Origin of the sequence: Pseudomonas alliivorans, from assembly GCF_017826695.1 — a bacterium.
In the GTDB taxonomy this organism is placed as follows: domain Bacteria; phylum Pseudomonadota; class Gammaproteobacteria; order Pseudomonadales; family Pseudomonadaceae; genus Aquipseudomonas; species Aquipseudomonas alliivorans.
The window spans coordinates 151,908-176,402 of sequence record NZ_JAFFZW010000010.1 but is presented as its reverse complement, the minus strand read 5'-3'; the positions used below and the strand labels follow the sequence as shown (position 1 = coordinate 176,402).

Below are 24,495 nucleotides of genomic sequence, written 5' to 3'. Positions count from 1 at the left end.
GAAAAGTGTATCGATACTGTGATCTGTATGTAAGGTAGGTTGCTTGCGCTTTAGTATGGGGGGGCTGGGATTTTCTTAAAGTTGAATTGTGTGTAATGATTTTCTATTTCAGGGATTGAATATGGTTTTCCAAAGCGTAGCAGTTTCAAATATATATAAAGAGACCAAAGATTTTCTGATTCTGGGATTAACGGGGAGGACGGGCTCTGGATGCACGACCGCTGCCAGTAAGCTAGCTTCTGTGGATTTCGATATTCCATTAGAAGGCTACGAAGGATTGTCAGTGAATGAGCTAAAAAAGCATAAAATAATTAAAAAATACTTGGATTCTATTAGGTGGACACCATTTTATAAGCTTGAGGTTAGTAACATAATAACTTTCCATTTGCTTGTTTTGTCAGACTCTGAGCTGAAAAGTTATCTTGCAGCTTTTCCTTCTTTGAATGATTGTGCGGAACAGGTTTTGCAGGCGTTTAGTGGCAAATTTTCTGCGGTAAGAAAATCGGCTATTGAATGCAAAGAGCATGTTTATAAAGTAAGGTCTGAGTTTGTTGGTGAGCTGTATGCTCTTTATTTTCGAGATCTTTTTAATGTTACGAGTTTTTTGAGGAGGCTGCTTGAGGCTCATATTTTCACCGGGCTGTATCAGCAAACTGGTGATAATATAAGATCTTCCGGTAGTGCTTGTAATAGTTCCTTTGATCCTGAATGTATATTTAACTTTCCTAGGCATATAAACTATATTATTAAGATTGCACATGCTCACGCCCGTCAAAATAATACTCAGTGTCGAATTGTTATTGATGCAATTAGAAATCCGTATGAGGCATTCTATTTAAAGCGTAGATATGCTAATTTCTATTTGGTTTCAATAAATACAGAAAATGCTCAGCGCCTGTTGAGTTTACGGGAGTTCCGGAATTTATCAGATGCGGAAATAGTTGCGCTAGATAAGAAGGAATACCCAAGTAAGCTCTCGGCGGAGCGAAGGTTTATAGCTCAAAACATACAAGAGTGTATTGAGAATTCGGATATACATATACATAATTCTAAAGTTAGTGAGTTTACACATAATGACTTAGTTAGTCAGTTAGCATGGTACGTTGCTCTAATGATCCACCCAGGCCTCGTTATGCCAACTTCTTTAGAGAATTGCATGCAGATAGCTTACTCCGCCAAGCACAGTTCGGGATGTATTTCTAGACAGGTTGGTGCAGTCGTTACCGATGAAAGCTACGGAATAAAAGCGGTCGGCTGGAATAGCACGCCTCAAGGTCAAACGCCCTGCTTGCTAAGAAATGCAGAAGATATTTTGAAGGGGGTCAATAGTGAGGACTACAGTTATTATGAATTAAATGACAAGAAATTTCATAACGCCTTGTCGCACAAATATAAGGATCTGATCGTCAGTTCTAAAGGAAGTGGTCGCAATTTGTCCTTTTGCTTTAAAAGTGTTCAGAATGAAATAGAAGGTGAGAAGAATCAGGTTCACACTCGATCTTTACATGCCGAGGAAAATGCATTTCTTCAAATATCTAAGCATGGTGGGCAAAAGCTATCTGGCGGTATATTATTTACCACTGCCAGTCCCTGTGAGCTTTGTGCGAAAAAAGCTTATCAATTAGGGGTAAAGAAGATCGTATATATTGATCCTTATCCTGGTATTGCTACTGACCATATTCTTTCTGTTGGTGTTGGTCGGCCAGAGTTGGAGTTGTTTCGTGGGGCGGTAGGTAGAGCTTTTTATCAGCTGTATCAGCCAGTCATGCCTTATAAGGATGAATTGGAGCTGGTTTTTGATATTCCTAAATATAGTGATCCGGCTAAAAAATCTAGAGATTTGCTTGAGCGTGAAAATGCTGAGCTATTAGAAAAAATACGGTTTTTAGAGGGGCGGTTGTTGGCAAGTGGTGATTCTGGTACGGCTTAATAGCACTGTTATTTTAAATAAAAAGCCAGGCAGCTTCCACTCCTGGCTTTTCATTACATCTAGCTCAAAACCGGACTATCAATCCCAGCTCAACGCCCCACCTGTCTGATACTCAATAACTCTCGTCTCAAAGAAGTTCTTCTCTTTCTTCAAGTCCATGATCTCGCTCATCCATGGGAACGGGTTGGTGGTACCTGGGTACTCTTCCTTCAGACCAATCTGGCTCAGGCGACGGTTGGCGATGAATTTGAGGTAGTCCTCCATCATCGCTGCGTTCATGCCCAGTACACCGCGTGGCATGGTGTCACGGGCGTATTCGATTTCCAGTTGGGTGCCTTGCAGAATCATCTGCGTGGCTTCTTCTTTCATCTCGGCATCCCACAGGTGCGGGTTTTCGATTTTGATCTGGTTGATCACGTCGATGCCGAAGTTCAGGTGCATGGATTCGTCGCGCAGGATGTACTGGAACTGCTCGGCGACGCCGGTCATTTTGTTGCGACGGCCCATGGACAGGATCTGGGTGAAGCCGCAGTAGAAGAAGATGCCTTCCAGAACGCAGTAGTAGGCGATCAGGTTGCGCAGCAGTTCCTTGTCGGTTTCGACGGTGCCGGTTTCGAACTTCGGATCGGAGATCGAACGGGTGTATTTCAGGCCCCATGCGGCTTTTTTCGCGACCGATGGAATCTCGTGGTACATGTTGAAGATCTCGCCTTCATCCATGGCCAGCGATTCGATGCAGTACTGGTAAGCGTGGGTGTGGATCGCTTCCTCGAAGGCCTGGCGCAGGATGTACTGGCGGCACTCCGGGTTGGTGATCAGGCGGTACACGGCCAGGACCAGATTGTTGGCAACCAGCGAGTCGGCGGTAGAGAAGAAGCCCAGGTTGCGCATGACGATGCGGCGCTCGTCGTCGGTCAGGCCTTCCGGGTTTTTCCAGAGGGCGATGTCGGCGGTCATGTTGACTTCTTGCGGCATCCAGTGGTTTGCGCAACCGTCCAGGTACTTCTGCCAGGCCCAGTCGTACTTGAAGGGTACGAGCTGGTTCAGGTCGGCGCGGCAGTTGATCATCATCTTTTCGTCAACGGCAACGCGAGCGCTGGCGCCTTCGAGTTCGGCCAGGCCTTCGGCAACGTCCAGTGCATCCAGCGCTTTCTTGGCGCGGATCAGGGCTGCGGAGTCGTTGGCGGTCACGGCACGTGCTTCCTGGGCCGCTGCGCCACCGGCGCTGTCGAGGCGGTCCATGTTGGCTTCGTTGGCGTGACCGGCGTTGGCCGCTTTGGCAACTACTTCGCCGTCTTCTTTATCGAATTCGTCCCAGCTCAGCATGGTGGTGGAGCTCCTGTGCGTGAGGGTTGCCTTGCGGCGACCGGTTGGATTTTAAAGTGCATGTGACCAGCGTTGCGATAGAGGCGCGCTGGCAACGTAAATGTGTCGAGGTTTCTCGATGGGTCTTACTGAGACTGATCTGTCAGGCCCGCGTTCATAAGTCGGGGCTGTCCGGCAGATCGAACGCCAGGGTTGTCGGCCTGTGCGTCAGCGATGGTGCTGTCGGTGTTACGTTCAGGTGAGCCAGCTTGCCGAAGAAGGTGGTCATTTCAAGTACCCTGAAGAGGCGCGAGATTATACAGATTTTCATCCGTACTGGCTTATGCCAGTGAAGACAGCGCGTGATTTTTTGCGCGATTTTTTACGTTCAAACGCTGATTCATGCTTGACGGGCGACGCGTCACTATGGCTGATGAAATCGTCCATTTAGTGCTCCCCGAAAACTATCGACACAACATATAGGTTTTGTTCGCGCTCGGCAATCGGGCCGATGAGCTTGATCACGTTTCAGGCATCTGTCGTTTTCAGCGTTTTTCTGCTCTGTTTTCGATCACGGTTTTCTGTGAGCCTTGTGTGGCGTGCCTCTCGACCGAAACGCCGAAAACCGACGCTGTCGCAGGCGTGAATGACTCTCCGATATGACGCTGGAAATATTTTGTAAATCCCTGACGAAAGGCGAAGACGGTGCCGGGTCTGGTGTCGGAAAGCATCGATTGAAGCCGGGCAGGGCGTCGTTCGGTAATACTGGCCAGTTAGTGGCTAATGCCGTAATCTTCGCGTCGCAAAAAATGAGTGCCAGGGAGGCCGTGATCACGTCAATCGCTTCCTGGCCGCACAGTCTCCAGCCAGTCAAGGAAGTCCATGTTCCGCCTCTTCAAAGCAACCGCTCTGGCTTTAGTGCTGGGCATCGCCGCCGGCTGTACTCAAACGGCATCCGTGGTGAGTGAGCCGCTGCAACCTGCGCCGAATGCGCCTGTCGCTTATCTGGTCGGTTCGCTCGGACCAAAATTCGTCAATCTGTTCCCTGCGCAACGTCAGGCCCTGCTGTTTCGCAAGCGTGGCTCCCAAAACGGCGCCATGGGTCTCTGGACCAGTGATTTCAAACAAAAAACGTCCGACGACATACAGGACGCCGATGGTGTTGCCAGCGTTTTCGTATTGCCGCTGACACCTGGCGATTACGAGTTCTATGATTTTGACCTCTACACCCTTGTGACGTCGGGACAGATTGCGTACAGCACTAGCTTGTCCGCCAAGGAGAAGTTCACGCGGTCGATGCATCTTGAGCCGGGCAAGGCTTATTACATCGGCGAGTTCCGTTCCACCTGCATCCTTCAGGCAGGTTGTGCATTTCTATGGCGCAACGAAATGGCCCGTGATGGCGTTGTTGCCAAGCGTCAGCATCCACAAATGCCTGCCTTGCAGTTTCTCCCGCTGGATCTCACCGGCACCGGTCCCTTCTTCATTGATGACACGCCAGGCAAAGGTCTCGCACCCAAGGTCGCTGGCGAGAGTCGACCATGAAGCAATGCGGTTGCTCGTTGATGGTTCTGCTATTGAGTGGATGCGCAGCGACCAACACGCTTTCGCAGATGCCCTTGGCGCAGGGGCAGGCCTACCTTGCACCCTTGCACGTCACGGTCAATGACCTGAAGCGCGCTTCGACCCTGCGAAATGATCTGCGTGAAACCGGCGTCTTCAGTGCTATTGAGGCTGACGTCGGGAGTGAAGAGGATTACAGCGTTCATGTGCAGATGGAGGTGAAGCGACAATACCCTCCGTATCCACTGGTGTTGCTCAGTAGCGCGACGTTGTTCCTGCTGCCGTTATCGCGGGAGGTTGGCACCGATGCCGAATTTACGGTGTCGCAGGGCCGCAAGGTCCTCAAGCGTTATCGGTATCGCAATAACACTCAAAAATATACGTTCTTGCTGGACATGGGGGCCGAGGTAGATGTTCAGAACCTCAATCGAATCGCCCATGCCTTTGCCCACGATGTTCAACAAGACCATCTGATCCCTGTTGCTGGAACCACACGATGACTGTTCGATACGCGCTAACCGCAGCCTTGGTGAGCAGTCTGCTCCTGGTCGGCTGTGCCACTCCCATGAAGCCTCTGGATTACCACGCCAGCCAGCCTTATGTGCCGGTGACGCTCGCGCTGAATCAGGGAGGGTTCGTTGTCAGACTGGAAGGCCTCAAGCAGCGGGAAGTATTCAAGGCATTGATGAACACCGGCGCCTTTTCGACGTTGAACACGGGCTTCAACCACACCGGCTATACCCTGATGCTCGCCAGTGTGGATGAAAAAGGTGACAACTACGTCTGGTTGGCAAACTCGGTGACGGTGTTCACGCTGCCCTTGCCTTACCCCTATAAGGAAGGCGTGCGGGCTACGCTCTACAAGGATGGACAGGCGGTGAAGACCTATCGTTATTCACGGGAGGGTGTCGGGATAAGCGCCTGGTATGCTCCGTCGCCGAACATCGAAGCGTCCAGGCAGATGCTTGATCAGCTCATGGTCGATCTGGCCAGGGACAAGGTTATTCCCTATCAGCGCTGATTGACGGGACTACGCATCCCGTCGATGATTCAAGCGTAAACGCCATGTCTAGTCCTGAAATAGGTTTACACCTATTTCAGTCTCAAAACGCTCGATGCACCGCATCGGGCGTTTTGTATTTCAAGGCCAGATGCGGCCTTTCTTTGTTGTAAATCAGCACCGACTCATCGACCATTTTTACGGCGTCTGCCAGATTTTTAGGCCGGTGTAATAAAAACTCGGTCTTCAAAATCCCGTTTATTCGCTCGGCCATAGCGTTCTGATAGCAATCATAACCATCCGTCATCGAACACCTGATGCCATGCATCGTATGCAGCCGCTGATACATATCGGAGCAGTACTGGGCACCACGGTCGGAGTGGTGGATCAGCATCTGATCGGTTTCTCGCTCACCCACCGCTTTTTCCAGCGCCTTGATCACCGACTCCGTATGAAGGCTTTCATGCACATGATGACCCACAATCTTTCGTGAGTAGGTATCGGTTACAAGACTCACGTAGGCCGCGCTTTCTTGCGTGGGCAGATAGGTTATGTCTGCAACCCATATCTGTTCAGGCCCATTGGCCACGACTTGTTCCGGGCCTGCTTTAAGCAGGTTGGGATGGCGGCGAAAACGATGATGACTATGCGTGGTCTTGTGATAGGCCCGCTTGCGCGGAACCAGTTCACGCGCATCACGAAGAATTGTAAACAAGCGGTCTCTGCCCACGCAAAACGACGCAGGACCTTCGGCGCTCATCAAATAGTGAAGCTTGCGGGTGCCCAGCCTTGGCTGGCGACGACGCTTTTCCAGAACGAAGTCCACCACCTCCTGGTCTTGGCGGACCTTGGCATCAAACGCGCGATTACGCTTGTAATACGCTTGGCGCGAAATGCCCATGAACAGGCAAGCCCTGCTGATACTCAGGTCTTGGATGTGCCCTTGCGAGAGGACTTGCCGGGTCGCTTTTTTACGACAGAAACGCCGTAGTCATTTTTCAAGACGTTGACGACTGCTTCAAAGAATTGAGCTTTCTGGTTGCTCAGCGCCAGCTGTTCTTCAAGTTCTTTGATCCGCTGCTCGGGTGTCAGCGGGAGGGTGGGCTCAGTCATGGACCTGCTCCTCGGCTCTCGAATTGATGCGCCCTGGCTCCAATCCTGTCGACCATGCTTTCGTAACCAAACCAGCACCGTCGACCGCCCTTGGATGCCATAACGCCGTTGAGCTTCTTTATAACTCAACTCGCCTTTTTCAACCTGGTCTACGACCGATAATTTAAAGGCTAGCGTGTAATCACGCTGGCTGCGCCTTTTACCCGAATCCATTGAGTCCTCCTGAGGAAAGGTCAGAAGGTGTAAACCTTATTCAGGACGGGACACCACACAACAAAAAGCCCCTGAAAAGGGGCTTTTTGTTTACTGCCGTACAGGGCTCAGACGCTCAGCCTTATTGGCAGGCCTCGCAGTCCGGCTCGTCAATGGCGCACGCCTTTGGAACCGGTGCCGGGCCTGCCGGTGCGGCTTCGGTCGGGCGTGGCGCGGTGATGGCCGAGTCGTCCGGGCCGTGGCCGCCGCTCGATACGGCGTTGAGCTTGCCGGTGTTGACGGTCGACTTCTCGGTGCTGGTCGCAGCCAGTGCACGGAGGTAGTAAGTGGTTTTCAGACCACGGTACCAGGCCATGCGGTAGGTCACGTCCAGCTTCTTGCCCGATGCGCCAGCGATGTACAGGTTCAGGGACTGAGCCTGGTCGATCCACTTCTGACGACGGCTTGCCGCGTCGACGATCCACTTGGTGTCCACTTCGAAGGCGGTCGCATAAAGCTCTTTGAGCTCCTGCGGGATGCGCTCGATCTGCTGCACCGAACCGTCGTAGTACTTCAGGTCGTTGATCATGACCGAGTCCCACAGATCGCGCGCCTTGAGGTCGCGAACCAGGTACGGGTTGATCACGGTGAATTCGCCCGAGAGGTTCGATTTCACGTACAGGTTCTGGTAGGTCGGTTCGATCGACTGCGACACGCCAGTGATGTTGGCGATGGTGGCGGTCGGTGCGATGGCCATGATGTTCGAGTTACGAATACCTTTCTGCACGCGGGCACGTACCGGCGCCCAGTCCAGGGTTTCTTTCAGGTCGACGTCGATGTACTTCTCGCCGCGCTGCTCGATCAGGATCTGTTGCGAATCCAGTGGCAGGATGCCCTTGGACCACAGCGAACCCTGGAATGTCTCGTAGGCGCCACGCTCGTCGGCCAGGTCGCAGGACGCCTGGATGGCGTAGTAGCTGACCGCTTCCATGGAGCTGTCGGCGAACTGCACGGCAGCATCGGAGCCATACGGGATGTGCTGCAGATACAGCGCGTCCTGGAAGCCCATGATGCCCAGGCCGACCGGACGGTGGCGCAGATTGGAGTTCTTGGCCTGCGGCACGGAGTAGTAGTTGATGTCGATGACGTTATCGAGCATGCGAACGGCGACGTCGACGGTGCGCTTGAGCTTGTCGGTGTCCAGTTTGCCGTTGACGATGTGGTTCGGCAGGTTGATCGAGCCCAGGTTGCAGACCGCGATCTCGTCCTTGTTGGTGTTCAGGGTGATCTCGGTGCACAGGTTCGAGCTGTGAACCACGCCCACGTGCTGCTGCGGGCTGCGCAGGTTGCACGGGTCCTTGAAGGTCAGCCATGGGTGGCCGGTTTCGAACAGCATCGAGAGCATCTTGCGCCACAGATCCTTGGCCTGGATGGTCTTGAACAGCTTGATCTTGCCTGGGTATTCGGTCAGCGCTTCGTAGTACTCGTAACGCTCCTGGAAGGCTTTGCCGGTCAGGTCGTGCAGGTCCGGTACTTCGGATGGCGAGAACAGGGTCCACGGGCCGTCATCGAAGACGCGCTTCATGAACAGGTCGGGGATCCAGTTGGCGGTGTTCATGTCGTGGGTACGACGACGGTCATCACCGGTGTTCTTGCGCAGCTCGATGAACTCTTCGATATCCATGTGCCAGGTTTCCAGGTAGGCACAGACAGCGCCCTTGCGCTTGCCGCCCTGGTTGACTGCTACTGCGGTGTCGTTGACCACTTTCAGGAACGGCACGACGCCCTGCGACTTGCCGTTGGTGCCCTTGATGTAGGAGCCCAGCGCACGAACCGGCGTCCAGTCGTTGCCCAGACCGCCTGCGAATTTGGACAGCATGGCGTTGTCGTGGATCGCATGGTAGATGCCCGACAGGTCATCCGGCACGGTGGTCAGGTAGCAGCTGGACAGCTGTGGACGCAGGGTGCCGGCGTTGAACAGCGTCGGGGTCGACGACATGTAGTCGAAGGACGACAGCAGGTTGTAGAACTCGATGGCGCGGTCTTCGCGGGCTTTCTCTTCGATGGCGAGGCCCATGGCCACGCGCATGAAGAAGATCTGCGGCAGTTCGAAACGCACGCCATCCTTGTGGATGAAGTAGCGGTCGTACAGGGTCTGCAGGCCCAGGTATGTGAACTGCTGATCGCGCTCGTGGTTGATCGCCTTGCCCAGCTTCTCGAGGTCGAATTCGGCCAGCACAGGGTTGAGCAGTTCGAACTTGATACCGGCAGCGACATAGGCAGGCAGCGCCTTGGCGTACAGGTCGGCCATCTCGTGGTGCGTAGCGCTTTCAGCCACTTGCAGGAAGCTCAGGCCTTCGGCACGCAGGGTGTCCATCAGCAGGCGGGCGGTGACGAACGAGTAGTTCGGCTCACGCTCGACCAGCGTACGGGCAGTCATCACCAGCGCGGTGTTGACGTCTTTCAGCGCAACGCCGTCGTACAGGTTCTTCAGGGTTTCGTTCTGGATCAGGTCGGCGTCGACTTCGGCCAGACCTTCGCACGCTTCGGTGACGATGGTGTTCAGGCGGCCCATGTCGAGCGGCGCGAAGCTGCCGTCAGCGCGGGTGATGCGGATCGAAGGGTGAGCCTGGACTTCGTCTTCCGGTGCACGAACGGCACGCTCCTTGGCGCGCGAGTCACGGTAGATGACGTAGTCGCGGGCCACTTTCTGCTCGCCGGCACGCATCAGGGCCAGTTCGACCTGGTCCTGGATTTCTTCGATGTGGATGGTGCCGCCCGAAGGCATGCGACGCTTGAAGGTGGCGGTGACCTGTTCGGTCAGGCGGGCAACGGTGTCGTGGATGCGCGACGAGGCGGCAGCAGCGCCGCCCTCAACTGCAAGAAACGCCTTGGTGATGGCGACGGTAATCTTGTCATCGGTGTAGGCGACGACAGTGCCGTTACGCTTGATCACGCGCAGTTGACCAGGGGCGGTTGCGGACAGGTCCTGCTGGGCCTGGCCTGACAACGGCGCAGTGGCCGGCGAGTTCTCGCGAGTTGTGTCTGTTTGCATGGGTGTCTCCACGTTCTTTAAGTTTGTTCGGGCAATGGCTGCCCACCGTTCCGTTTTGTGACAGTGAGTCGCCAACCGGACGACTCAATGACTCCAAAACGGAGGTGGAGGCGGGTTTGGCCGCTTCCGGGTTTTGAAGTCAAAAAGGGACTGGGTCAGGTGCCCAATCCCTTGCAGATCTGTTGAAGCTTGCGTGCTCTATGTTGCAAGACGTGTACCGGGTCGCCTGGGTGTGAGCGCGAGCGGTTTGGTTACCGATTACGTCTTAAAGTTCAACCCCTCAAACGCAAGAAAAATGCTTGAATTTCTCGATTGAGTTGTGCTGGAGTTTTCGCAGAAAACCCTACATGTAGGGTGTGACTGCAGGTCGGGCTACAAGATAATGCGTTTCGGACATCAATTGCAACGTACGACCTGTGGATAAACTTGTGAGTACTTTGTGTATGAATCACCTACATCGCGTGTAGGCCGCATGGCTGCTGCGTTGGACCGTTTGTCACTGATTTTTACAGATGTCGTTGGGCCACAGCGGATTTTTACGGGCGCGAACCCTATCACATAAAAAGCGGCCTGCAAGGGGCATCTGGCATCTCGTGTGGTTTGCCGCGCGATTGCTACAATCGCCGGACATCTGCCGGACATTGGCCTGATGCAGCGATGCCCGAATCCGCTTTACGATAACAACAAAAGGAAGCCCCTCGTGGAGCCACATACCTGGCAGGTGCTCATCGTCGAGGACGATCAGCGATTGGCGGAACTGACCTGCGACTACCTGCAGAACAACGGCCTGAGCGTCAGCATCGAAGGCAACGGCGCGCTGGCGACGGAGCGCATCATTCAGGAACAACCGGATCTGGTCATCCTCGACCTGATGCTGCCCGGCGAAGATGGCTTCAGCATCTGCCGCAAGGTACGCGACCGCTACGACGGGCCGATCCTGATGCTCACGGCCCGCACCGACGACACCGACCATGTTCAGGGGCTGGACACTGGCGCTGATGATTTCGTCTGCAAGCCGGTCCATCCGCGCGTGCTATTGGCGCGCATTCACGCTTTGCTGCGCCGTAGTGAAGCGCCACAAGTGCCCGCTGCCGAGCTGCGTCGGCTGGTGTTCGGGCCGCTGGTGGTGGACAACGCGCTGCGCGAAGCCTGGCTGCGCGAAGAGAGTATCGAGCTGACCGGTGCCGAATTCGACCTGTTGTGGCTGCTGGTTGCCAACGCCGGGCGCACGCTGTCCCGTGAAGAAATCTTCACGGCCCTGCGCGGCGTGGGGTATGACGGACAGGACCGCTCCATCGATGTACGCATCTCGCGCATTCGTCCCAAGATTGGCGACGACCCCATCCACCCGCGTCTGATCAAGACCGTGCGCAGCAAAGGCTATCTGTTTGTGCCTGAAGCCGCGCAGGACATGAGCGGCCATGTGTTCAGCGGCTGACCTGTCATGAACTCGATCTTTCTGCGTATCTATGGCGGCATGCTGGGCGTTCTGGTGCTGGTGGCGCTGCTCGGCATGCTGGCGCTGCATGGCCTTAATCAGGCGCGTGGCGAGCAATACCGTGAGCGTCTGGCCCACGGCACGTTCACGGTGATGGCCGATAACCTGATCGCCCTCAACGACGTTGAGCGCCGCCGTGCGCTGGCGGTCTGGGAGCGTTTGCTGGGTATTCCGCTGAGCCTGCAAACCTTCGAACAGTCCCGACTGGACAGCAGCGCACGCAGTCGGCTGGCGCGTGGGCAAGTGGTGGTCGAGCAGATCGGCCCGCATGCGGCGAAGGTTTACCGCCAGTTGAGCGACAAGGAGCCGCTGCTGTTGACGGGCGAGGTGCAGCAGATCACCGAGCAACTGGCGCGGGCCACTATCTACCTGTTGATTGATGAGCTGGTGCGCTACCCGGTCGATGAGCAACCTGCGCGCCTGCAGGCGTTGCGGGTCGACAAGGGTTTCGGTTTTGACATGCACCTGCTGGCGCTGGATCAGGCCGATCTGGATGACGACCAGCGCCGCCGTATTTATGAAGGCGACACTGTCATGGCGCTGGGCAAGGGCGGTGATTCGATCCGCGTGCTGGCCGGGATCGTCGACACTAACTGGGTGCTGGAAATCGGTCCGTTGTATCAGATGAACCCGTATCCGTTGCAGTGGCTGGTGCTGATTGCCCTGCTGGGGCTGTGTTTCATCGGGGTGGTGGTGTACCTGTTGGTGCGGCGTCTGGAAAGAAGGGTGCAGGAACTGGAAGCGGCCGCCACGTTGATCGCCCAGGGCAGCCTGCAGACGCGTGTGCCCACCGAGGGGTCGGATTCGGTCGGGCGGCTGGCGGCGGCTTTCAATAGCATGGCGGAGCATTTGCAGCGCTCGCTGATGATCCAGCGCGAGCTGGTGCGCGCTGTGTCTCATGAACTGCGCACGCCGGTGGCGCGTTTGCGTTTCGGGCTGGAGATGGTCAGCGACGCGACTACATCTGAGGCGCGCCTCAAGTACATGCGCGGCATGGACAGCGACATTCAGGATCTCGACAAGCTGGTGGATGAGATGCTGACGTACGCCCGGCTTGAGCAGGGCGCGCCGACGTTGAATTTCCAGCGCATCGATCTGGAGGCGTTGATCGATCAGGTGATTGCCGAGCTGGCGCCGTTGCGCGCTGAAGTTCGGGTTTCGCGGGGCGAGTGCATCACGGCGGCGGAAGGCGAGACGGCATGGGTCGAGGCTGAACCGCGTTACATGCACCGGGCGCTGCAGAACCTGGTCAGCAACGCCATGCGCCATGCCGAAACGCAGGTGTCCATCAGCTATCGCCTGGGCGCGCAACGCTGCCGCATCGACGTGGACGACGATGGCCCCGGCGTCCCGAAAGACGCCTGGGAACAGATATTCACACCCTTCATGCGCATCGACGACAGCCGCACACGCGCCTCGGGCGGACACGGGCTGGGGCTGTCGATTGTGCGGCGTATCATCAACTGGCACGAAGGGCGTGCGTTGATCGGGCGAAGCGAAAGCCTGGGCGGCGCATGCTTCAGCCTGTCCTGGCCGCGTACGCAGGCGCCGAAGTGAGCCGAGCGTTTATGGGGGATGCCGCTATGTCGCAGCAAGCCGCCTCCCACAAAAGCGTGAACGTCATACAGCCGATTGAGAGGGGACGCTTGAAACACAGTCCTGGCAAGCAGTCTGTAGCGCTGCCCGATTTGCTGCACCCCGAGCGGTTGGATGCGTTGCTGCTGAATCTCTATGGCACAGAGCTGATGCCCAGCCATTTGCCGGTGCTGGTGTCGCAGTGGGCCAAGTACTACTTCATGCAGATCATTCCGGTGGTGCTGTCAGCCAGCCTGCTGGAGGGGCTTCATTATGCGCTGCACCTGGATCAGGTCTCGCTGGTGCTGGATGAGCGAGGTCTTCCGGTGGGTATCCGGTTCGCAGGAGAGGGCGTAGCGTTGGCGCAGACGGAGCTTGATCCGTTCCAGCGCTTTGCCGGTCTGCTCGACGATAACCTGCAGCCTTTCATCACCACGATGAGCCGTTACGGCGGGCTGGCGAGCCGTGTGCTGTGGAGCAGCGCGGGGGATACGCTGGAAACCTGCCTGACCGGACTCGCCGCGAGCAGCAAGGCATCATTGGCCGCAGGGCTCGCCTTGCTGACTGAGCGCAAACGTCCTGATGGTCGCCTCAACCCGCTGTATCACACGGTGAGGTATATACAGCAGGCCGAAAACGCCGCGCCGCGCAGGCAGCGAAAAGCCTGTTGCCTGAGTTATCAGGTCGAGTGGGTCGGTCGGTGCGAGCATTGTCCGCGGCGCGATTGACCCCGACGAAAACGATCACCTAAACACTGATCAAACAGCTATCGCGATCAGGCTCAGCAGATGATCGTCCTGCACGCTGAACTGGCCTTCCAGCTCCTTGCCGTGGTGCCATTCGCTGGACAGGTTGGTCAGCAGACGCAGGCGGGCGCTGCCGTCTTGCGACCACTCCACTAATTCAGCGTGCTCGAAGTAGAAGCGTTGTTGCACGATTGGATAAAGGGCCTTGAACAGCGCTTCCTTGATCGAGAAGGTCAGCGTCACGCGCAGGGCGATCTCATCGTCCGGACCATTGGCCATGTCGGCCAGCTCGTTGGCCGTCAGGATTTCTCCGGCCAGACGCGAGGCGCGGTCGTGGCTCAGCAGGTGTTCGGTGTCCAGCCCCAGTCCGCGCCACTGCTTTTTATGCGCCACGACCGCTGCGGCCCAGCCGGTGCTGTGGGTGATCGAGCCGCAGACATCGTTTGGCCAGACCGGCGCACGGTCCTCAGCGATACCAGGGATATACAGACGCTCGTCGAGCCTGCGCAATGCGTCGCGAGCACACAGACGACCGGCGAGAAACTCGGTCTGGCGCTTGGCAACCGAGCGCTGGATGCTGGCAGGTTTGTCGACAACGGTGCGCTGAAAGTCGCCATCGACCAGCTTGAGCGGATCGAAACGGCCACTGACCAGCACCGCACCGGGAACTGCGTGAGGCAGAGGCCAGTGCTGGATGAGTTCGGGACAGCAGGCGGGAAGGGCGGGTAATGGAGTCATGAACGGCATTTTGCCGGGCGATCAGGTTTGAGGGAAGGCTTGCAATGATGTTCCCATACTCCAGTGCCCATCGTTATAGACACGTCTTGCCGCAATCACGGGCTGTGGGAAGCGGCTTGCCGGCGATGCTTTTTCTGAAGCGGCATCGGGGTGTCTGAACTGACGCCATCGCCGGCAAGCCGCCTCCCACGGGAAGCATGGGCACAATCGGTTGTCGATCAATCAACCAAAGATTTTCTTGAAGAACACCTGCATGTCCGACCACGAGCTCTGGTCGGCGGCCTTGTCGTAGCCGATGTCCGGGCCGCCGTGTTCGCCATGGCTCAGGCGGTCGGCGTCGGGGTTGGTGAAGCCGTGCTTGGCGCCGTCGATGCTGACGAATTTATAGTCAGCCTTGGCGTCGTCCATTTCCTTCTTGAAGGCCGCCACGTTTTCGGGCGTGACCATGCTGTCCTTGGCGCCATGTTCGACCAGCATCGGCACCTTGATGCCCGGTTTGGCTGGTGTGTTGGTGACCAGTGCGCCGTGGAAGCTCACCACGCCTAGCAGCGGCTCACCACGACGGGCCGCGTCGAGAACGATCTTGCCGCCGAAGCAATAGCCGATGGCGGCGATTTTTGCAGGATCGGTCTGTGGCTGTTTTTTCAATTGCTCAAGACCCGCATCGAAACGCTTGTCGGCGGCATCGCTGTCCTTGAGGGCGGCCTGCATGAAGGCCATGGCGTCTTTCGGGTGCTCGGTGTTCTTGCCGTCGCCATACATGTCGATGGCCATGGCGCTGTAACCCAGTGCGGCCAGATCACGGGCGCGGCGCTTGGCGTAGTCATTCAAGCCCCACCATTCATGCACCACCAGCACGCCGGGGCGCGGGCCTTTTATCGCGTCGTCGTAAGCGTAGTAACCCACCAGTTTGGTGCCGTCGGCACTTTTATAGTCGACCTGTTCGGTCTTGATCGCGGCCTGGGCAAGTCCCGCAAGGCCCATCATGATTATTGCCATCCACACGCGCATGTTCAGCTCCTTCTTGAGTGGGTGTCGCATTGAAGGGCAACAATAGCCGATTCGGGGCCATTCAGCGCAGGTTCATGCAGTGTTCAGTCGGGGTTCAGGGCGGCACGCTTACTGTTGAGGCGTACCTTGACAGCGTCCCCGAGCGCAAAAGGAGTCCGCATGTTGAACATCAACAAGTTTTTCCTGGCCCTGGCTTTTCTGGGTGGCAGTGCGGCGGCGCAAGCCGGTGATGGCAGAGTCGAGCCGACGCGTATCGAGTTCGGCAAGACCAGCGAACGCCTTGACGATGCCAACGGCTGGAGCCATGAGCTGGGCCAGCAGGACCGCAGGAATGCTGCGGTGGGGACGCTTTATTCGCCGCCGGTTTACGCCGTCGTGACAGGCACCCACAATGGCGTGCCCGTGAGCCGCGACATTTTGCTGGGCAGCTATGATGTAACCCGGCATATACCTGTAAGTGCTCGGCTGCTGAGTACCGATGCGACGCTGTCGATTCATTCCTGATATTAAGGCTGGGGCTGTGCCTGGGAGGGCTGCATGAAGTTGTTGGTGGTTGAGGATGAAGCGCTGTTGCGGCATCACCTGCGGACCCGTCTGACCGAAGCGGGGCATGTGGTCGAGGCGGTGGCCAATGCCGAAGAGGCGTTGTATCAGGTCGGACAGTTCAATCATGATCTGGCCGTCATCGATCTGGGTCTGCCCGGCATTGGCGGTCTGGACCTTATTCGTCAGTTGCGCACTCTGGGCAAGGCTTTTCCGATCCTGATCCTGACCGCTCGCGGCAATTGGCAGGACAAGGTCGAAGGGCTGGCCGCCGGTGCCGACGACTACGTGGTCAAACCGTTTCAGTTCGAAGAACTGGATGCACGGCTCAACGCCTTGCTGCGTCGCTCCAGCGGTTTCATTCAGTCCACCATCACTGCCGGGCCTTTGCTGCTGGACCTCAATCGCAAGCAGGCCGCGTTGTCCGAACAGCCGCTGGCGCTGACCGCCTATGAATACCGGATCCTTGAGTACCTGATGCTTCATCACCAGCAGGTGGTGCCCAAGGAGCGATTGATGGAACAGCTGTACCCCGATGATGACGAGCGCGATCCAAACGTGATCGAGGTGCTGGTCGGTCGTCTGCGTCGCAAGCTGGACAGCAACATGGCCTTCAAACCTATCGAAACCGTTCGCGGCATGGGCTACCTGTTCACTGAGCGCTGTACGTGATTCGTTCGCTGCGCCTGCGCCTGATGCTGGGCGCTGTGACACTGGCGATCATCTTCATGCTGTTGATGCTGCCTGCGTTGCAGAGCGGCTTCAGCCTGGCACTGCGCGGCGCGATCGAGCAGCGGTTGGCGTCGGACGTGACCACGATGATCTCCGCAGCGCGGGTCGAGGATGACCACCTGTTGATGCCGTCGGTGCTGCCGGGCGAGCAGTTCAACCTGCCCGGCAGCCGCCTGATGGGCTACATCTATAACCGTCAGGGGCAGATGGTCTGGCGCTCGCTGTCCACCGAAGACCTGGACATCGATTACCACCCCAACTATGACGGGCAGGGCAGTCAGTTCACCAAGATCAAGGAAATCAACGGCGACGAGTATTTCGTCTACGACGTCGAGATTCGCCTGCTGGGGGGACGCAATGCCGCTTTCAGTATTGTCGCGGTGCAGCCTTTACGCGGTTATCAGGAAACCGTCAACAATTTGCGTCAGAAGCTCTATCTGGGCTTCGGCGCGGCTTTGCTGGTGTTGCTGGGATTGTTGTGGGGCGGTCTGACCTGGGGCTTGCGTGCCCTGAGAGGACTGAGTCAAGAGCTTGATCAGGTGGAAGCCGGCGAGCGCGACAGCCTGAGTGAAAAGCACCCCAGTGAACTGCTGCGCCTGACCGATTCCCTTAACCGCCTGCTGCGCAGCGAGCGCGAACAGCGGGCACGCTATCGTGATTCCCTCGGCGACCTGGCCCACAGCCTGAAAACCCCGTTGGCCGTCTTGCAGGGCGTCAGCGAAAACATCGCCAAACGTCCCGAAGACGTCGAACAGGCCCGCGTGCTGCAATCGCAGATCGAACGCATGAGTCAGCAGATCGGCTATCAACTGCAACGCGCCAGCCTGCGCAAGAGCGGGCTGGTGCGGCACCACGTCATGCTGCGGCCGGTAATCGAAAGCCTGTGCAACACGCTGGACAAGGTGTATCGCGACAAGCGGGTCAAGGCCACGCTGGACCTGCCCGAGGATTGCCAGGTGCACATGGAAGAGGGCGCACTGCTGGAAATGCTCGGCAACCTGCTGGAAAACGCCTACCGACTGTGCCTGAGCGAAGTGCGCGTCAGCTTCAGAGCATCGGCGTCCGGTGACGAGCTGTGCATCGAAGACGACGGTCCGGGTGTTCCTCAGTACCAGCGGGCTCGCATTCTTGAACGCGGCGAACGTCTCGACCGCCAGAATCCGGGGCAGGGCATCGGCTTGGCAGTGGTCAAGGACATCATCGAAAGCTACAGCGCACGGCTCACGCTGGATGATTCGCCCTTGGGCGGCGCGGCGTTCAGGATTCACTTCATGGCGGAGTAGGTGTCGAACGTGACGCGCTGCGTCCGGTCTCGTGCCCACTGCGAAAGGCGGATACCCGCCACTGCAAGCCGGTTTTCCGCTCAATACGGCGGAAAACCGCCATCTCTTTTTCCGGTTTCCGGCTATCGTTACCCCAGCGCCCTTGTAATACGTGGCGTTGATATCCTTTTGCCTGCATGGCACGCCTATTGCTATTTAACCCGTAGAGGTCTGCCCCGCGCAGCTCGACAAAACAAATCCCTCCAATGCAGGAGGGTTAGCGCTTTATAGGCTCGCGTGCATCCGGTGAAGATGCCGACGACGCCCTTGAGGATAACTGCAATGACGACTCGTCAGCCCATCTACAAATCTCTCTATTTTCAGGTAATCGTAGCGATTGTCATCGGTATCCTGATCGGCCACTTCTACCCTGAAACCGGCAAGGCTCTGAAGCCGCTGGGTGATGGGTTCATCAAGCTGATCAAGATGGTCATCGCCCCCATCATTTTCTGTACGGTCGTCAGCGGCATCGCCGGCATGCAGAACATGAAGTCGGTCGGCAAGACCGGTGGTTACGCGCTGCTGTACTTCGAAATCGTTTCGACCATCGCCCTGTTGATCGGCCTGATCGTTGTGAACGTGGTTCAGCCGGGTGCCGGCATGAACATCGATGTCAGCACGCTCGATGCCTCGAAGATCGCCGCTTACGTGACCGCTGGTAAAGACCAGAGCATTGTCGGCTTTATCCTCAACGTCATTCCGAACACCATCGTCGGCGCGTTCGCCAACGGCGATATCCTGCAGGTCCTGATGTTCTCGGTGATCTTCGGTTTCGCCCTGCATCGCCTGGGTGCCTACGGCAAGCCGGTGCTGGACTTCATCGATCGCTTCGCCCACGTGATGTTCAACATCATCAACATGATCATGAAGCTGGCGCCAATCGGTGCGTTCGGTGCCATGGCCTTCACCATCGGTGCCTACGGCGTAAGCTCGCTGGTGCAGTTGGGTCAGCTGATGATCTGCTTCTACATCACCTGCTTCCTGTTCGTGGTAGTGGTACTGGGTGCGATCTGCCGCGCTCACGGCTTCAGCGTCTTCAAGCTGGTTCGCTACATCCGTGAAGAGCTGTTGATCGTACTGGGCACGTCCTCGTCGGAATCGGCCCTGCCACGCATGCTGATCAAGATGGAACGTCTGGGTGCCCAGAAGTCTGTCGTAGGTCTGGTTATCCCGACCGGCTACTCATTCAACCTGGACGGCACGTCGATCTACCTGACCATGGCGGCTGTGTTCATCGCTCAGGCGACCAACACCCACATGGACATCACCCACCAGATCACCCTGTTGCTGGTCCTGCTGCTGTCCTCCAAGGGTGCTGCTGGCGTGACCGGTAGCGGCTTCATCGTTCTGGCTGCAACCCTGTCGGCTGTCGGCCACCTGCCGGTTGCCGGTCTGGCGCTGATTCTGGGTATCGACCGCTTCATGTCCGAAGCCCGCGCCCTGACCAACCTGGTGGGTAACGCCGTTGCCACCGTTGTGGTTGCCAAGTGGGTGGGCGAGCTGGACACCGACAAGCTGCAGTCCGAACTGGCTTCCGGTGGTTCTGCGATCCTGGAAACCCGTCCTGAAGACGACCTGGGCGTTGCTGAAGGCCCGACGCCAGCCAACGCTGTGAATACCGGTAAACCAGTCTGATTGTCAGGCCATGAAAAAACCCATCTTCGGATGGGTTTTTTTATGCCTGAATTTCAGCGGCGATTATTCGGTTCGCGTCTCGCCGCTGAACACCAACGTCTGACGGCAGCGCCTGCACAGGTAGCGTCGGCCTTTGCTGACCATGCTGTGGCGCTGTGCTGTGAACGGGAAGTCGCTGTCGGCGCACGGGCAACGGTAGATGTAGCGCGTCACGCTGCGACGCTTGACCGCATAGGTGTGGCAACGGTTGGGCGGCAGTTCGTAAACGCCACGCATGATCAGTTGCCACTCTTCGCCGTGCGGCTGGATGCTGCCGCCGAACAGTTGGTGGGCGATCAGGTGCGCGACTTCGTGCGGCACCGTCTGGCGCAGAAAGTCTTCGGCGTTTTCCTGATACAGCTGCGGATTGAAGCGCAGCAGGTTTTCATGCAGATGGGCAACGCCAGCCTTCTGACCGCGCAGCTTGAAGCTGACGACCGGGCGTTTGAACGTGCGTTTGAAGAAGGCTTCGGCTTGTTGGTAACAGGTTTCGACGCGGGAATTGAGTTGCTCGGGCATGCTGTGTGGCTCTCCAATGCGCCAAGTATGCCGTAATGTGGAGGCCGGCTGAAAACGTCAGCCGCCCGGTGGTCATTTACATAGACGGGTCTGTACTGCGACAGACCCGCTCAGCTCCTGCTCAATTGGTGTATTCCGGACCTATTCCGATGCCCCACAGCACGACGGTAAAAGCCATGATTGCGACCAGCATGACCATACCGACCGCCAGTACGGAACTGGAGAACATGAACCCTTCCTCGGAAGGCAGGTTCATGAAGGTCGGAAGGCCAACGTACAGCAGATAGACCGTATAACAGACCGCCGCAGTCCCGGCGACCATGCCGAGCCACAGGTGCGGATAAAGCGCCGCCAGTCCGCCGAAGAACAGGGGTGTGGCGGTATAGGTAGCGAACGCGATGCACTGCGCGAGGGTGGGCGTCGCGTCGTAGGTGCGTGCCATCCAGTGAATGAAACTGCCCATGACTGCCACGCCTGTCAGCATGGAGACATACGACATGATCGCCATCCAGATGGCGCTGCCGTGGGTGAGCATGACCGGCGGGCGCTCGCCGATTACCCAGCCCACTTGCGTGGTGCCTATGTAGGCGGAAACAACCGGAATTGCCGCCAGAATCAATGTGTGCGAGAGGTAAAGGTGGCCGATGGTCTCTTCCTCGCCGCGGATCTGCTTCCATTCCTGGTCGGGGTGCGTGAACAGGCCCCAGACATGGTGGATCATGAGCGTACTCCTTGATATTCGGATTCGGCTTCATGAACCAGTATAGAAACCTGAACCGTCGATATAACCGAATGCTTAGAGCGTTTGGCGATTTCCCCGGTTCTGTTAATAGCCCGAGGCACGCTGGATAGCGCAAGGCGTGGGCACAGGCACGCGTCCATTGTTTAACCCGACTACGGTTTTGCGTAAAATGGCCGCCTTTTCTCACTGTCATCGTCAGCGGATACCACCAGTACATGGGCACCCTTTCAGTCAATCAGAACAAACTGCAGAAACGCCTGCGTCGGCTGGCCGGCGAAGCGGTTGCCGACTTCAACATGATTGAAGAAGGTGACAAGGTCATGGTCTGCCTGTCCGGTGGCAAGGACAGCTACACCATGCTCGATGTGCTGATGCATTTGCAGAAGGTCGCGCCGGTGAAGTTCGACATCGTCGCCGTCAACATGGACCAGAAGCAGCCGGGCTTTCCCGAGCATGTGTTGCCGGCCTACCTGAAAGCGCTGGGCGTCGAATACCACATTGTCGAGAAAGACACTTATTCGGTGGTCAAGGAACTGGTGCCGGAAGGCAAGACCACCTGCTCACTGTGCTCGCGTCTGCGTCGAGGCACGCTGTACACGTTTGCCGATGAGATTGGCGCGACCAAGATGGCGCTGGGTCACCATCGCGACGACATCGTCGAGACCTTCTTCCTCAATATGTTCTTCAACGGCTCGCTCAAGGCCATGCCGCCCAAGCTGCGCGCCGATGATGGTCGCAATGTGGTGATCCGCCCGCTGGCTTACTGCCACGAGAGAGATATTCAGGCGTATTCGGACCTCAAGGCGTTCCCGATCATTCCGTGCAACCTGTGCGGCTCGCAGGAAAACCTGCAGCGTCAGGTGGTCAAGGAGATGCTTCAGGACTGGGAGCGCAAGACGCCCGGCCGTACCGAAAGCATTTTCCGCGCCTTGCAGAACGTGCAGCCTTCACAACTGGCCGACCGCAACCTGTTTGATTTCACCAACCTGCGCATCGACGAAACCGCCGCCTCGCGGTTCGTCAATGTGGTCAATATCTGAGCGTGATCAGTGGTTGACCGTGAACGCCAGCATGGCTGACAGCTGGCACATCGGTCTGCCGCTTTCGGCGTGCCACTGATTGAACGCGTCCTGCACGATGGCCTGATCGCGCTTGCTGGTCGGCACCCGGTCGACGATGTCCTGTGCGTTCAAGGCCGCCACTACGTCGTAGCTGGGAATGAAGGTGTCCTTGCCGACCATGCGCAGGAAGCGTGGCGCGGACAGCCCGCCCATCTGGTTGCCATGTTTGGCCAGGTATTGCCAGAGGCCGGTGATGTCATCGACCGGCCATTGGGCGATGAACTGGCCGAAACTGCCGTGTTCCTGCTCGATGTCCAGAATCAGTTGCGCGTTTCGCGGTACGCTCTTGAGCTTGCCCAGATGACGAATGATGCGCGCGTCCTGCATCAGGCGTTCCAGATGATCGGCCCCCATCAGCACGACTTTTTCCGGATCGAAGCGAAAGAACACCTCTTCGAACGCGGGCCACTTCGAGTCCACCAGACTGTGCTTGAGGCCGGCACGAAACACGCGCAGTGCCAGGGTCGACAGGTAGCGGTCGGCACTGATCGCTTGCAGTTGTCTGGGTGTCTTGGGGGTAGGCAGGTGGGCTTCCAGTGCTTTGGCGGAGCCGAAACGGTTCAGGCAGTACTCGTTCAGCCATTTGTAATCGTGCATCGGTTCTCCAAAGGACAGTCAAAAGGCAGGTCGAGGCTTCAGACCTGCTGCGGTGCTGCAAGTTTGCGGTTTAGCTGAAAGCGCCAGCGTACGTAAAGCAGCGTGCTGATGAAGACCGCGACGCTGAACGCCATTTCCAACAGGCCGAACAGCCAGCGATTCGGGTCAAAAGCGGCGACTGCGCCCTTGATGAAATACAGATTGATGACAAAGCAGGCCCACGAATGGCCGCGTGGACTGCCGCTGATCATACCCGGCGTCAGGATCAGCAAGGGCAGCAGTTCGATGGCCAGAATCACGCCCGGTCGCGCGCCGTGCAGATCGGCGAACATCAGGTAATACACTGACAGCAGCGCGATCATGCCCAGAAAGCAGATCAGGCTCGCTGCCCGGCTGAAGCGCACCCGTGGCTCCAGCCATTCCCTGGCCGGTAGCGCCTTGGGCGTTTTAGCCACGCGGTGTTTCCAGTTGCAGGGCGGTTTTCGCCAGACGCTGACCCAGTGCGCGACACAGATCGGTTTCGTGGCGGTCCAGCGGGCGTTTGCCGTCAGCACCGGCGTGGTGGCTTGCGCCGTAAGGGGTGCCGCCGCCAGTGGTTTCCAGCAGTGCCGACTCGCTGTACGGCAGGCCCATGACCAGCATGCCGTGGTGCAGCAGGGGCAACAGCATCGACATCAGTGTGGTTTCCTGACCGCCGTGCAGGCTGGCGGTGGAGGTGAACACGCTGGCAGGCTTGCCGACCAGCGCACCGGTCAGCCACAGGTTGCTGGTGCCGTCGAGGAAGTACTTGAGCGGCGCCGCCATGTTGCCGAACCGGGTCGGGCTGCCCAGTGCCAGGCCCGAGCAGTGCTTGAGATCATCGAGGGTCGCGTATAGCGCGCCGTTTTCCGGAATGCTCGGCGCAGTCGCTTCGCAATCGGCGGAGATGGCCGGCACGGTGCGCAGCCGCGCTTCCATGCCGCCCAGTTCGATGCCACGGGCGATCTGGCGGCCCATTTCGCTGGTGGAGCCGTTACGGCTGTAATACAGAACCAGAATATAGGGTGTGCTCACGGCAATAGCTCCAGAACGTTCTCGGGTGGGCGGCCGATGACGGCCTTGTCGCCAACGACCAGAATCGGCCGTTCGATCAGTTTCGGATGGGTGGCCATCGCGGCGATCAGTTGTTCGTCGCTCAGGCTCGCGTCGGCCAGGTTCAACTGCTTGTAATCATCCTCGCCGGTGCGCAGCAGTTGTCGAGCGCTGATGCCCAGCTTGTCGAGCAATTGGCGCAGTCGGGCGGCGTCCGGCGGGGTTTCCAGGTACAGGACGACATCGGGACTCAGGCCGCGGGCCTGAAGCAGTTCCAGCGCGCCGCGGGATTTGCTGCAGCGCGGGTTGTGATACAGCGTCAGATCGGTCATTTGCAGGTCGCATCTTGCAGGGAGTGACGCGTATTCTACCCACGCGACGGCACTGTTCGACATATCGGGCGGTCAATAGTCGTATTCGGGTCATAAGTAACCGATCTTCAGAGTCT

The 24,495-nt window shown here is 57.5% G+C and carries 23 protein-coding genes; 12 read left to right on the top strand and 11 right to left on the bottom strand.

Going from position 1 to position 24,495, the window contains the following annotated elements; all coding sequences use genetic code 11:
• Positions 1 to 121: 121 nt before the first annotated feature.
• The gene (locus JTJ32_RS22595; protein WP_210043331.1) at positions 122 to 1,930 is read left to right on the top strand and encodes a hypothetical protein; all 1,809 of its coding nucleotides are present in this window, start codon (positions 122 to 124) and stop codon (positions 1,928 to 1,930) included.
• 78 nt (positions 1,931 to 2,008) lie between these two features.
• On the opposite strand, the gene JTJ32_RS22590 is transcribed toward JTJ32_RS22595, so the two are convergent.
• On the bottom strand, positions 2,009 to 3,256 hold the full coding sequence (locus JTJ32_RS22590; RefSeq protein WP_004887325.1) for a ribonucleotide-diphosphate reductase subunit beta: 1,248 nt from the start codon (positions 3,254 to 3,256) through the stop codon (positions 2,009 to 2,011).
• Positions 3,257 to 4,117: 861 nt separating this feature from the next.
• Here JTJ32_RS22590 and JTJ32_RS22585 point away from each other — a divergent pair.
• The 3 genes from JTJ32_RS22585 to JTJ32_RS22575 are packed head-to-tail and all read left to right on the top strand — an operon-like array spanning position 4,118 to position 5,819.
• Positions 4,118 to 4,780: a hypothetical protein gene (locus JTJ32_RS22585; protein ID WP_099229281.1), complete on the top strand. Its 663-nt coding sequence runs from the start codon at positions 4,118 to 4,120 to the stop codon at positions 4,778 to 4,780.
• Between the two features lie 20 nt (positions 4,781 to 4,800).
• Positions 4,801 to 5,298, top strand: a complete 498-nt coding sequence (locus tag JTJ32_RS22580; RefSeq protein WP_231661568.1) for a hypothetical protein — start codon at positions 4,801 to 4,803, stop codon at positions 5,296 to 5,298.
• Positions 5,299 to 5,327: 29 nt separating this feature from the next.
• Positions 5,328 to 5,819: a hypothetical protein gene (locus tag JTJ32_RS22575; protein ID WP_210043330.1), complete on the top strand. Its 492-nt coding sequence runs from the start codon at positions 5,328 to 5,330 to the stop codon at positions 5,817 to 5,819.
• Positions 5,820 to 5,901: 82 nt separating this feature from the next.
• On the opposite strand, the gene JTJ32_RS22570 is transcribed toward JTJ32_RS22575, so the two are convergent.
• Positions 5,902 to 7,124 (bottom strand): IS3 family transposase gene (locus JTJ32_RS22570; protein WP_210043329.1). Its coding sequence is split into 2 segments (ribosomal slippage): positions 5,902 to 6,773 and positions 6,773 to 7,124, totalling 1,224 coding nucleotides; the frame shifts between segments, so codons are not numbered across the junction.
• A 121-nt stretch (positions 7,125 to 7,245) separates the two neighbouring features.
• Complete coding sequence (locus JTJ32_RS22565) at positions 7,246 to 10,158, bottom strand: ribonucleoside-diphosphate reductase subunit alpha (RefSeq protein WP_099229278.1); 2,913 nt, start codon at positions 10,156 to 10,158, stop codon at positions 7,246 to 7,248.
• 700 nt (positions 10,159 to 10,858) lie between these two features.
• On the opposite strand from JTJ32_RS22565, the gene JTJ32_RS22560 reads away from it, so the two are divergent.
• From JTJ32_RS22560 to fhuF, 3 genes are all read left to right on the top strand, one after another.
• Positions 10,859 to 11,596, top strand: a complete 738-nt coding sequence (locus JTJ32_RS22560; protein ID WP_180274377.1) for a response regulator — start codon at positions 10,859 to 10,861, stop codon at positions 11,594 to 11,596.
• Positions 11,597 to 11,602: 6 nt separating this feature from the next.
• A complete protein-coding gene (locus tag JTJ32_RS22555) occupies positions 11,603 to 13,213 on the top strand; it encodes an ATP-binding protein (RefSeq protein WP_210043328.1) in 1,611 nt (536 codons plus the stop codon).
• An 89-nt stretch (positions 13,214 to 13,302) separates the two neighbouring features.
• Positions 13,303 to 13,959, top strand: coding sequence for a siderophore-iron reductase FhuF (gene fhuF / locus JTJ32_RS22550; RefSeq protein ID WP_408004616.1), 657 nt, complete (start codon positions 13,303 to 13,305; stop codon positions 13,957 to 13,959).
• 30 nt (positions 13,960 to 13,989) lie between these two features.
• Here fhuF and JTJ32_RS22545 read toward each other — a convergent pair whose 3' ends face one another.
• Positions 13,990 to 14,715, bottom strand: a complete 726-nt coding sequence (locus JTJ32_RS22545; RefSeq protein ID WP_210043324.1) for a 4'-phosphopantetheinyl transferase family protein — start codon at positions 14,713 to 14,715, stop codon at positions 13,990 to 13,992.
• A 222-nt stretch (positions 14,716 to 14,937) separates the two neighbouring features.
• Positions 14,938 to 15,726, bottom strand: a complete 789-nt coding sequence (locus JTJ32_RS22540) for a dienelactone hydrolase family protein (RefSeq protein ID WP_099229274.1) — start codon at positions 15,724 to 15,726, stop codon at positions 14,938 to 14,940.
• Positions 15,727 to 15,885: 159 nt separating this feature from the next.
• Here JTJ32_RS22540 and JTJ32_RS22535 point away from each other — a divergent pair, with 159 nt between their 5' ends.
• The 4 genes from JTJ32_RS22535 (at position 15,886) to JTJ32_RS22520 (ending at position 19,958) form a co-directional block, all read left to right on the top strand.
• Positions 15,886 to 16,230: a hypothetical protein gene (locus JTJ32_RS22535; RefSeq protein WP_099229273.1), complete on the top strand. Its 345-nt coding sequence runs from the start codon at positions 15,886 to 15,888 to the stop codon at positions 16,228 to 16,230.
• Between the two features lie 33 nt (positions 16,231 to 16,263).
• Entirely contained in the window at positions 16,264 to 16,941 is a 678-nt protein-coding gene (locus JTJ32_RS22530; RefSeq protein WP_099229272.1) for a response regulator, read from the top strand.
• Positions 16,938 to 18,284, top strand: a complete 1,347-nt coding sequence (locus JTJ32_RS22525) for an ATP-binding protein (RefSeq protein ID WP_099229271.1) — start codon at positions 16,938 to 16,940, stop codon at positions 18,282 to 18,284. Before JTJ32_RS22530 ends, JTJ32_RS22525 begins: the two co-directional genes overlap by 4 nt.
• Before the next feature lie 321 nt (positions 18,285 to 18,605).
• Positions 18,606 to 19,958, top strand: a complete 1,353-nt coding sequence (locus JTJ32_RS22520) for a dicarboxylate/amino acid:cation symporter (RefSeq protein WP_180274376.1) — start codon at positions 18,606 to 18,608, stop codon at positions 19,956 to 19,958.
• A 63-nt stretch (positions 19,959 to 20,021) separates the two neighbouring features.
• Here JTJ32_RS22520 and JTJ32_RS22515 read toward each other — a convergent pair whose 3' ends face one another.
• Complete coding sequence (locus JTJ32_RS22515; RefSeq protein WP_004884196.1) at positions 20,022 to 20,516, bottom strand: SprT family zinc-dependent metalloprotease; 495 nt, start codon at positions 20,514 to 20,516, stop codon at positions 20,022 to 20,024.
• Between the two features lie 121 nt (positions 20,517 to 20,637).
• Entirely contained in the window at positions 20,638 to 21,237 is a 600-nt protein-coding gene (locus tag JTJ32_RS22510) for a Yip1 family protein (protein WP_099229270.1), read from the bottom strand.
• Between the two features lie 236 nt (positions 21,238 to 21,473).
• On the opposite strand from JTJ32_RS22510, the gene ttcA reads away from it, so the two are divergent.
• A complete protein-coding gene (gene ttcA, locus JTJ32_RS22505; RefSeq protein WP_099229269.1) occupies positions 21,474 to 22,298 on the top strand; it encodes a tRNA 2-thiocytidine(32) synthetase TtcA in 825 nt (274 codons plus the stop codon).
• Between the two features lie 6 nt (positions 22,299 to 22,304).
• Here the strand turns inward: ttcA and JTJ32_RS22500 are convergent, their stop codons facing one another.
• Genes JTJ32_RS22500 through arsC form a run of 4 tightly spaced genes read right to left on the bottom strand, consistent with a single transcriptional unit; the run spans position 22,305 to position 24,379 of the window.
• Positions 22,305 to 22,976, bottom strand: coding sequence for a DNA-3-methyladenine glycosylase I (locus JTJ32_RS22500; RefSeq protein WP_099229268.1), 672 nt, complete (start codon positions 22,974 to 22,976; stop codon positions 22,305 to 22,307).
• A 38-nt stretch (positions 22,977 to 23,014) separates the two neighbouring features.
• Complete coding sequence (locus JTJ32_RS22495; protein WP_210043322.1) at positions 23,015 to 23,431, bottom strand: DUF2069 domain-containing protein; 417 nt, start codon at positions 23,429 to 23,431, stop codon at positions 23,015 to 23,017.
• A complete protein-coding gene (wrbA, locus tag JTJ32_RS22490) occupies positions 23,424 to 24,029 on the bottom strand; it encodes an NAD(P)H:quinone oxidoreductase (protein WP_210043320.1) in 606 nt (201 codons plus the stop codon). The genes JTJ32_RS22495 and wrbA overlap by 8 nt, the downstream gene beginning before the upstream one ends.
• Positions 24,026 to 24,379, bottom strand: coding sequence for an arsenate reductase (glutaredoxin) (gene arsC, locus JTJ32_RS22485; protein WP_184320553.1), 354 nt, complete (start codon positions 24,377 to 24,379; stop codon positions 24,026 to 24,028). The genes wrbA and arsC overlap by 4 nt, the downstream gene beginning before the upstream one ends.
• Positions 24,380 to 24,495 lie beyond the last annotated feature (116 nt).

What these genes read in the sequence shown, in the direction of transcription:
- JTJ32_RS22530 (WP_099229272.1), top strand. Translation starts at nt 16,264, where the DNA reads ATGAAGTTGTTGGTGGTTGAGGATGAAGCGCTGTTGCGGCATCACCTG.
- JTJ32_RS22585 (WP_099229281.1), top strand. Translation starts at nt 4,118, where the DNA reads ATGTTCCGCCTCTTCAAAGCAACCGCTCTGGCTTTAGTGCTGGGCATC.
- ttcA (WP_099229269.1), top strand. Translation starts at nt 21,474, where the DNA reads ATGGGCACCCTTTCAGTCAATCAGAACAAACTGCAGAAACGCCTGCGT.
- JTJ32_RS22515 (WP_004884196.1), bottom strand. Translation starts at nt 20,516, where the DNA reads ATGCCCGAGCAACTCAATTCCCGCGTCGAAACCTGTTACCAACAAGCC.
- JTJ32_RS22595 (WP_210043331.1), top strand. Translation starts at nt 122, where the DNA reads ATGGTTTTCCAAAGCGTAGCAGTTTCAAATATATATAAAGAGACCAAA.
- JTJ32_RS22580 (WP_231661568.1), top strand. Translation starts at nt 4,801, where the DNA reads ATGGTTCTGCTATTGAGTGGATGCGCAGCGACCAACACGCTTTCGCAG.
- JTJ32_RS22500 (WP_099229268.1), bottom strand. Translation starts at nt 22,976, where the DNA reads ATGCACGATTACAAATGGCTGAACGAGTACTGCCTGAACCGTTTCGGC.
- arsC (WP_184320553.1), bottom strand. Translation starts at nt 24,379, where the DNA reads ATGACCGATCTGACGCTGTATCACAACCCGCGCTGCAGCAAATCCCGC.
- JTJ32_RS22510 (WP_099229270.1), bottom strand. Translation starts at nt 21,237, where the DNA reads ATGATCCACCATGTCTGGGGCCTGTTCACGCACCCCGACCAGGAATGG.
- JTJ32_RS22545 (WP_210043324.1), bottom strand. Translation starts at nt 14,715, where the DNA reads ATGACTCCATTACCCGCCCTTCCCGCCTGCTGTCCCGAACTCATCCAG.
- JTJ32_RS22520 (WP_180274376.1), top strand. Translation starts at nt 18,606, where the DNA reads ATGACGACTCGTCAGCCCATCTACAAATCTCTCTATTTTCAGGTAATC.
- JTJ32_RS22555 (WP_210043328.1), top strand. Translation starts at nt 11,603, where the DNA reads ATGAACTCGATCTTTCTGCGTATCTATGGCGGCATGCTGGGCGTTCTG.
- JTJ32_RS22540 (WP_099229274.1), bottom strand. Translation starts at nt 15,726, where the DNA reads ATGCGCGTGTGGATGGCAATAATCATGATGGGCCTTGCGGGACTTGCC.
- JTJ32_RS22565 (WP_099229278.1), bottom strand. Translation starts at nt 10,158, where the DNA reads ATGCAAACAGACACAACTCGCGAGAACTCGCCGGCCACTGCGCCGTTG.
- JTJ32_RS22590 (WP_004887325.1), bottom strand. Translation starts at nt 3,256, where the DNA reads ATGCTGAGCTGGGACGAATTCGATAAAGAAGACGGCGAAGTAGTTGCC.
- JTJ32_RS22535 (WP_099229273.1), top strand. Translation starts at nt 15,886, where the DNA reads ATGTTGAACATCAACAAGTTTTTCCTGGCCCTGGCTTTTCTGGGTGGC.